The 8871-nt window shown below is 45.5% G+C and carries 6 protein-coding genes and 1 pseudogene; 6 read left to right on the plus strand and 1 reads right to left on the minus strand.

The window, feature by feature from the left end; genetic code table 11:
• The 6 genes from AC1U9U_RS13925 to ppsA all read left to right on the plus strand — a co-directional run.
• Window positions 1-766 (plus strand): SGNH/GDSL hydrolase family protein (locus AC1U9U_RS13925; protein WP_479961159.1); only part of this gene is annotated, 766 nt, incomplete at its 5' end.
• Window positions 767-827: 61 nt separating this feature from the next.
• A complete protein-coding gene (locus AC1U9U_RS13930) occupies window positions 828-1538 on the plus strand; it encodes a response regulator transcription factor (protein ID WP_479961160.1) in 711 nt (236 codons plus the stop codon).
• On the plus strand, window positions 1535-2929 hold the full coding sequence (locus tag AC1U9U_RS13935; protein WP_479961161.1) for a sensor histidine kinase: 1395 nt from the start codon (window positions 1535-1537) through the stop codon (window positions 2927-2929). Before AC1U9U_RS13930 ends, AC1U9U_RS13935 begins: the two co-directional genes overlap by 4 nt.
• Window positions 2922-4415, plus strand: coding sequence for a hypothetical protein (locus tag AC1U9U_RS13940; protein ID WP_479961162.1), 1494 nt, complete (start codon window positions 2922-2924; stop codon window positions 4413-4415). The genes AC1U9U_RS13935 and AC1U9U_RS13940 overlap by 8 nt, the downstream gene beginning before the upstream one ends.
• 102 nt (window positions 4416-4517) lie before the next feature.
• Entirely contained in the window at window positions 4518-5366 is an 849-nt protein-coding gene (locus AC1U9U_RS13945; RefSeq protein ID WP_479961163.1) for a PhzF family phenazine biosynthesis protein, read from the plus strand.
• A gap of 436 nt (window positions 5367-5802) precedes the next feature.
• Window positions 5803-8427, plus strand: coding sequence for a phosphoenolpyruvate synthase (gene ppsA / locus AC1U9U_RS13950; RefSeq protein WP_479961164.1), 2625 nt, complete (start codon window positions 5803-5805; stop codon window positions 8425-8427).
• A 10-nt stretch (window positions 8428-8437) separates the two neighbouring features.
• On the opposite strand, the pseudogene AC1U9U_RS13955 reads toward ppsA, so the two are convergent.
• Window positions 8438-8734 (minus strand): annotated as a pseudogene (locus AC1U9U_RS13955) (cation:proton antiporter); the annotation flags it as partial.
• Window positions 8735-8871 lie beyond the last annotated feature (137 nt).

Genomic DNA, 8871 nt, shown 5'->3' on the forward strand with positions numbered 1-8871 from the left:
TAGTATCATGCTGATGGCTGTGCTGTTGTTTATAACTCCCGCTTGTGGTGCTGATAACTCCGTCAATGAGGGTACGGGAATTTCAGCAAAAGCCATAACGGAGAACCATGAGCCGGCAGAACAGGCACAGACTCCGAATCAAAATGAAGATGCAAATGCCAACGAAAATATAAATGAAAATGTAAACAAACCGGAAACCGAAGCTCAAGAGACGGAGAAGAAAGATAATGCCGCCAAGGGGGAAACCACAGGGGCAGGTCAGAAGGATGAAGCCCAGGAAAATGAAATTACCGGGAATGAAATTACAGTCATCGGCGATTCCGTCATGATCAATGTGGAGCCTTTTTTACAGGAACGGCTTGAGGGGGTTGTCGTCGACGCCAAGCTGGGCAGACAGATGTATCAGGCCCCGGAGGTTATAGCCGGGCTTCAGAAAGAGGGCAAGCTGGGGAAAACCGTGATTATTCAATTAGGAACGAACGGTTCCTTCAGCGAAAAACAACTCAAGGAGACTCTCGACTCCCTGCAGGGAAATTCTGAGATCCTGCTGGTCAATACCCGGGTCCCCAAGCCTTGGGAAGGGGAGGTAAATGAGACTCTCAAAAAAGTAGCCCAGACTTACCCCAAGACCAGACTGATCGATTGGTATTCAACCAGCAAGGGCCATAACGATTACTTCTATTCCGACGGAGTTCATCTGACTCAGGCCGGGGTGGAAGCCTACGGAGAGATGCTCATCAACGCCTTATCGCCTCAACAAAAGTGATAAAACAAAAATCGTGTTATAATAAAGAAAAAAACCTAAGGTAAAATTGAGGGATGAAATTATGCACGCGACTAAGGCCAAAATACTGGTTGTTGAAGATGAAGCATCCATCCGGCGTTTTATCACCCTTAATCTGGAGACGGCCGGCTATGAAGTGGGAGAAGCGGAGAGCGGGGAAGATGCCCTGGCCCTGCTCACTACTTTTCTCCCGGATTTAATGGTCCTGGATCTGATGCTGCCGGGGATGGACGGACTGGAAGTCTGTCAGCACATTCGCGGGACCATGCCGGACCCCCTGATCATCATGCTGACGGCCAAGGGGCAGGATACGGATAAAATTATGGGGCTTGAACTGGGAGCGGATGATTATATGGTCAAGCCCTTCAATCCCTTTGAATTAATTGCCAGGATCAAAGCCATGTTAAGGCGCCGGGATCGCTATGAAACCGGCAGAACGGCCTATACTTACGGCAGTCTGCATCTGGATACCGCCGCCAATAAGCTCCTCAAAAATGATCAGGAGGTAGAGCTGACCCCCACGGAATACTCCTTGTTAAAAATGTTTATGGAAAATCCGGGGAAAGCCCTGCGCAGGGAGGAGATGCTGAATGCAGTCTGGGGAGAAGATTATTTTGGGGATACGAAAACTCTGGATGTGCATATCCGGCGGCTTCGGGAAAAGATCGAGGACAACCCCTCTGAGCCTCGGCATATTAAAACTATTTGGGGTTCAGGTTACCGGTGGCAGAAGGAGACTGGGAGGTTGCCATGAAAGGGATTAGAGGGAGACTGACAGCGAATTTCATGATCGTGATTTTGGTTTCGGTAGCCATCCTGGAAGTGCTGCTTATCTATACCGTTCAGCAGAATTATTACGGCAGCTTAAGGGGCAACCTGACCAACCAGGTGAAAATCAGCGCGGACATGTACTCCAAATACTATTCCGATACCTCTTTGGAAGATAACATCCTGTATAATGTGGATGCCTTTTGGAATCAAAGCAATGCCCAAGTGGAAATTGTCGATAAGGACGGGAAGATTGTCATGGACTCCCTGGGGACGATCCCGGAACAAGGAGAACCCATGGAGGATATTCAGGATGCCCTCAATGATAAAATGGGGGAATGGGTGGGAAAATTAAACGGTCAGAAAGTCATGGCCGTAGCCTATCCTTTAAAATCGGAGGGACAAATTGTGGGAGCCCTGCGTTTTATTGGTTCTACCAGCGAAATAGATCAGGATATTCAGGACACGGCGAAAATTTTTATCGCCATCGGCCTTTTTGTGGCACTGGTGGTCGGTTTGCTCAGTATTTTCTTAGCCAATACCATCCTTATCCCCTTGAAGGAAGTGACAGCCGTTGCCGAAAGCATGGCGGCAGGCAACTTTCAGATCAAGAGCAGGAAAAAGCGGGATGACGAGATCGGCAAGCTGGCGGATACTTTGAACTATATGGCTGAAGAAATAACCAAAAAAGAAAAGCTGAAAAATGATTTTATATCTTCGGTTTCCCACGAATTGCGCACCCCTTTGACCTCGATTATGGGCTGGGCCATTACCCTGCAAAGCGAAAAATTCCAGCAGAAAGAAACGTTGAACGACGGTCTCGGCATCATTGCCAAAGAGGCCGAACGACTCACCCAGATGGTGGAAGAACTCCTGGACTTTTCCAAATTTGTTTCCGGCAGGATCAAACTTAAGTATGTAAATGTCAATTTGGCCGAGTTGATGGAGCATATCCGCAAACAGCTGACCCCTCGGGCGACGCGGGAAAATATCCAGTTTACGGTGGTTTACCCGGAAAATCTTCCCGACTTGCTGACCGACCCTAACCGTTTAAAACAAGTCTTGATCAATATTTTGGATAATGCCTTGAATTTTACGTCTGCCGAGGGGTATGTCCGCTTTGAGGCCGAGATAGGGGAGAAAGACTATACCTTTACGATCTCCGACAACGGGTGCGGCATTGCCGGCGAGGAGCTGCCCATGGTGAAGGAAAAATTCTACAAAGGCAAGACCTCACGTTCCCGAAACGGGATCGGCTTATCCATCTGTGAAGAGATCATTACCCTGATGCATGGCCGATTGGAACTCCGCAGTGAAGTCAATGTGGGAACGACTGTGGTCATTACTTTGCCCCGAGAGGTGTGTGCCAATGCTTAAAAAACCCTTCCTTCTGCTCCTTGCTTTTTTGCTGCTTGTCCTTAGCGGCTGCGCCGAATTTTCGGGCGCATCGGCCGGTAAAATTATCCCGCCCTCCAGTCCGGTCAGTTCCTTGGGAGGGAAATGGCAGGTGCTTCAGGAGTTGGATGCCAACGGCAGCGAAGGAGGAACCCAGCAATGGTTAGGGAGTGATGTCCAATTTGCTCCAGGGGCCATTTCCTTCGGCGGTCATGTCTGGGATAATCCCTCCTATAAAATCAAAAGGGTGAAGGCCGAGGATTATTTGCGGACAAAATATCTTCCCGCTGCCGGTATTTTCGGCCTGAAAACCGAGAAGGTCGATGTGATTACGGTCTATGCCGCCGCCAATTATCTGGGCGAATTTATGAAGCTGGATGATACCGGGATGATTTTCTTTGTGCAAAATAAGGTTCTTATATTAAAGAAGGTTGCCGATGAGGCAGACAGTACCTTGGGAGCAGGGAATACCAATGCCCAGGCTCCCGACCAGGACAATAGGGAAGGAACTTCCGGCGTCCTGCTGGGACTAAGAATACCTTCAGGCACGGGCTATACCTATCAGACCCTATGGATCGCCGCCGATCATCATCAACTCCACCCGGTCCTGGCCTCTGAACAGCTTTTTTTCCCGCGGACCAGCGGTTTTTGGGAACTTAGTGTCCAGGATCTCTCCGCCGCCGGCAAGACAGGCAATCTATTGACTGCCCGCAATGTAACAGTTAAGGCTCCCGATCTGAAAAAAGAGGAAACGGAAACAGAAGCGGGAGCGGAGGCAGGAACTGAGGAGCAAGGCTATACCGATCCGGCGGAAAAAGTCATCCATTATATAGGTAATGATTTTGTTGCCATCGAAAAGAGAACTTCCGGTATCAATCAATTGCAGATGCTTCCCGTGGACAAACTCTCATCCTCTACCGAGATTAAGGTGTCCGATTTGCTGGGGGACAAGGGATTTAACGCCTATTTAAGTGCCAGGGAACAGGCTGTCGCAGCCTTAAGGGAGAAAGGGATGACTTCGATTCACCAGGATGAGTCCGGGGAGAATTTTGGCCTGATCCGGAAAAACGGCCATTGGTCCCTGGTGGGGAGAATCAATTATCAAAATGGAGGGGCTTTTGAGGAAACAGATTTTGAACTCAAGCTTGTTCCTCCGGCCAATTTGATCTTCTACGATACCTTAGTTTTAAGCTGGTACAAAATTAAAGACCGGGTTCCCGATGCCTTAGACGCTTTCACTTCGCCCAATAAAGATATTGCCTTGGTCAAAACCAAAAATAAATTAACGATTTATCCTATCGGTACGGAGAAATTAGGGGAAACCCCTTTGGCGGAGCTTGATCTGCCGGAAGGCGCTGCCGTGATCATGGCGGAGTGGGGCACGGGGTCTTATGTGGACGGTTGGGAAAAAGCATTTCTCGCTTATGGCGCCCAAGCCTTATCAGGCGACTCTGTGCGGATGCGCTGAAGAGGGCCTCTTTTTCAAGTGTTAAGTAAAATGCAGGTCCATCGTTAAAAATATCTTTTGGGAATGTGAACTTGCGAGGTTCAAGTTAAAAGGAGAAAGTGAATGATTTACTATCATGCGGATGTATTTAGCTCTAAGAGCTTATCTGGAAATGGATTAACAGTTATTTTTTATGAGGAAGATATGGACACTCAGTATATGCAGAGAATTGCAGAAGAATTTAAGCAATTCGAAACTATTTTCCTGAGACAAATTGGAGAGAAACATTTTCGCGCTAGAATATTTACGGTAGAAGAGGAATTGGATTTTGCAGGACATCCGATTTTGGGAGCGGTATCAACCATTCACGAAAAACTGTATTCAGAAGAAAGAAGCATAACCACAGTATTCGAGCTAAACAATAAAACACTCCAAGCAGAATCGATAAAAAAAGATGAATATTTTCAAGCCACAATGAATCAGGGCATTCCTGAGTTTTTGGGATCTGTTGAGGGTGAATTGAGGAACATATTATTGCAGGCGTTGAATCTCACAGCCGACAATCTTCATCCTGCGTTTCCAATGGAGGTTGTTTCAACCGGATTGCCGTATCTGATTGTCCCTCTCGCTTCAGGGTTAGAACAGGCAAAGATCACGGTCAGAGACTTTGAGGAACTGTTAAGCAAAATTCAAGCGAAGTTTGTTTATTTGTTTGACGTAGACAGAATGGAAGGTCGCACTTGGGACAATTTCGGGGCTGTAGAAGATGTGGCGACCGGCAGCGCCGCCGGAGCGACCGGAGCTTATCTCTATAAATGGAATATCTGCAAAGCAACAGAAGATATCATTATTAATCAAGGCGGTTTTGTGGGAAGACCCAGCAAGATAAAAGTGTTTACGGATCAATCCGCAGGAGAGATTAAAGTGGCTGGAGATGTTAAAATAATTGCAAAAGGGCTGCTTTTAATATAAAGGCGAAATATCGGTTAAGGAAAAGAAAAGTTACACTATCTTAATCCTATACCCTTAAATTAATAAATTTTCATTTTTGGGGGATTGTGCTATCAATACCCCCTTGCTTTAAGGGATAACAAAGGGAGGGTTTTTCTACCCTCCCTTTACATGTTTGAATTATTTTAACTCGGTAAATAACTGTTTTCATTTGCTTATAAAAAGGATGAGGATTACCTAGGCACCTGGCTGCGCCTTTAAGGTTAACCCCATTAAAAGTTAAAGCCTTCCCTTCCCAGCTTAATTATAACATATAAAAAATTGTAAATGCAGACTATTTGTTCTGATTTGCTGCTGCTATAATGCATAGTACGTTAATAAGATTTGTCGCCGGAGATATTATAGAAAGGATGTCATCAAAATTATCAAAGAAGGAATTGCCAAGGGAGGGAAACATATGAATTCTTATGTGCTTGGTTTTCAGGATATTGACAAAACAAAACTCATGGTTGTCGGGGGTAAAGGCGCGAACCTGGGGGAGCTTTCCAGGATTGAAGGAATACGGGTACCGGATGGCTTTTGTATTTCTACTGAAGCTTTTAAAAGAATCATTGGGGAAACGTCATCGATTAGCGAATTACTGGATCAGTTATCGCTTCTAAAGGTGGAAGACCGGGATAAAATCGGTGAACTTAGCGGTGAGATTCGCCGGGTTATCGAAGGGCTAGCGATTCCTCAAGACATTAGTGAAGAGATCACCCGTCACCTCTCCGGACTTGATGAAAAAAGCGCCTATGCAGTACGCTCCAGCGCAACTGCGGAGGATTTACCGACGGCCTCCTTTGCAGGCCAGCAGGATACGTATCTGAACATTATAGGCAAGAAGTCTATCCTAAGGCATATCAGCAAGTGCTGGGCCTCGCTGTTTACCGAGAGGGCAGTGACTTACCGCCTTCAAAATGGTTTTGATCACCGCAAAGTCCACCTGTCTGTGGTTGTTCAGAAGATGATCTTCCCTGAGGTGTCGGGGATTTTATTTACTGCCGATCCCGTCACTTCTAATAGAAAGGTGTTATCCATTGATGCCGGCTTCGGACTTGGCGAGGCTTTGGTTTCCGGCTTGGTGAATGCCGATAACTATAAAGTGCGTGACGGCAAGGTTATAGAAAAGAAGATATCCACTAAGAAGCTGGCTGTTTATGCCCTGAAAGCCGGTGGTACGGAAGAACAGGAGATTGAGCCTGAGCAGCAGAATAAACAAGTGCTGACGGACGAGCAGATTTTGAGACTCACCCACTGGGGCAGAAAGATCGAAGAACATTTTGACTGCCCCCAGGACATCGAATGGTGTTTGGCTGATGATACATTTTACATTGTCCAAAGTCGGCCAATTACAACTTTATACCCCATCCCTGAAGCGAATGATAAAGAAAACCACGTTTATTTATCTGTAGGCCATCAACAAATGATGACCGACCCCTTGAAACCATTGGGAATGTCTTTAATGGAGTTAATATCTTATGGTCGCCGGTTTAAAGCCGGTGGAAGGTTATTTGTTGATGTGGCACAAATTCTGGCTTCACCGGACAGCAGAAAAATGTTATTAAATAATATGGGACAACACGATCCGCTCATGAAAGATGCACTCATGACCATCATAGAGCGGGATTTTATAAAATGTTTACCAAATGATAAGAAAGAGCAGGGTTCCGGTAATAGCGATAAAGTTAAGCCGCCTGCAAAACCTCAAGCACAAATCGAAGACAAGCCGTCAATCGTTTCCGATTTGATTAGAAAAAGTCAAAGCTCCATAGAAGAGTTGACCCAAAACATTCAAGGGAAATCTGGAACGGATTTAATTGATTTTATACTAGAAGATATCCAGGAGTTAAAGAGGATCTTATTTGACCCACAAAGTTCAGCAGTATTTATGGCCGCCATAAATGCTTCACTTTGGATCAATGAAAAAATGAGCGAGTGGTTGGGTGAAAAGAACGCAGCAGACACCCTTTCTCAATCTGTACCAAACAATATTACTTCGGAAATGGGTCTGGCACTAATGGATGTGGCAGATGTGATTTGTCCTTACCCGGAAGTAATTGATTATTTACTGAATGTAAAAGACGATAATTTTTTGGGAAAATTAGTTAAGCTCGATGGTGGGCAGGAAGCCCGAGATGCAATCCTGTCTTTTCTTAACAAATACGGAATGCGATGCAGCGGAGAAATTGATATTACTAAACCGCGCTTTAGCGAAAAGCCAACTGCACTGGTACCCATGATTCTCAATAACATCAAAAACTTTGAACCTAATGAGAGCAAGCGGAAATTTGAGCAAGGGCGGCAGGAAGCTTGGCAAAAGGAACAGGAGTTATTAGAACGATTGAAGCAATTGCCGGATGGTGAAGAAAAAGTCAAAGAGACAAAGCGAAGGATTGACCTAATCCGAAATTTCATTGGCTATCGTGAGTATCCAAAATACGGCATGGTTAGCCGCTACTTTGTTTATAAGCAGGCTTTACTGAAAGAAGCCGATCGCCTCGTACAGACAAATGTTATTCAGGAAAAAGAAGATATATATTACCTCACTTTTGAAGAACTTCGCGCAGTCTTAGTTACAGCTAAACTGGATTATGAAATCATCTGCAAGCGAAAAGAAGAGTACAAATTATTTGAAAAACTAACTCCTCCGCGAGTTATCACCTCTGAAGGTGAAATAATTGCAGGTGAGTACAAACGAGAAAATCTTCCGGCGGGCGCTATGGCAGGTCTGCCGGTTTCTTCCGGAGTTATAGAGGGAAGAGCACGCGTTATCTTAAGCATGGAAGACGCAAATTTAGAAGCTGGAGATATATTAGTCACTACCTTTACCGACCCTAGCTGGACACCATTATTTGTATCCATAAAAGGCCTGGTCACCGAAGTTGGCGGACTGATGACCCATGGAGCAGTTATCGCCCGTGAATATGGCTTACCGGCGGTTGTCGGAGTAGAAAATGCCACCAAACTGATAAAAGATGGGCAGCGAATTCGCGTACATGGAACAGAAGGGTATGTGGAAATCCTAAAAGGTGGAGAATAGTAAAGTTTGCTCAGTTGCTTTGCTGTTTATGCAATTCTCCCGCCCATTTAAAGGCTTGTTTGGAAGTGATTACAGCAATGATTTCATAGATAACTGCCGTGGCAGCAATGGTCCCTTGGATGATTTTGGCACTATCAGGTGCCGATGACATTAAAACAGATGCGGCAATTCCGGTAAAGACAAGGGATACTCCTGAATGGGGAAGCAGGGTAAAACCTAAATATTTTTTTACAGTTGGAGGTGAATGGGTGATAACCCCTCCAATATAGGCCCCGCCAATTTTACCTAAAGACCTGGATAAGATAGGGGCTGCTGAATAACAGCAAGCCCCGCATAAATACTGGGTTTAAGACCATTTTTTCGGTATAATAGTACATGGAAATAGGAGTTTTCCCTTCAAAAACCTTGCACTTGGAGCGTGTTTTCATGTACAAAAGTACCGAA

It is taken from the genome of Desulfitobacterium sp. (assembly GCF_982384815.1).

Excerpts from the sequence above, each read along its gene's own strand:
- AC1U9U_RS13930 (WP_479961160.1), top strand. The coding sequence starts at position 828 with ATGCACGCGACTAAGGCCAAAATACTGGTTGTTGAAGATGAAGCATCC.
- AC1U9U_RS13935 (WP_479961161.1), top strand. The coding sequence starts at position 1,535 with ATGAAAGGGATTAGAGGGAGACTGACAGCGAATTTCATGATCGTGATT.
- AC1U9U_RS13940 (WP_479961162.1), top strand. The coding sequence starts at position 2,922 with ATGCTTAAAAAACCCTTCCTTCTGCTCCTTGCTTTTTTGCTGCTTGTC.
- AC1U9U_RS13945 (WP_479961163.1), top strand. The coding sequence starts at position 4,518 with ATGATTTACTATCATGCGGATGTATTTAGCTCTAAGAGCTTATCTGGA.
- ppsA (WP_479961164.1), top strand. The coding sequence starts at position 5,803 with ATGAATTCTTATGTGCTTGGTTTTCAGGATATTGACAAAACAAAACTC.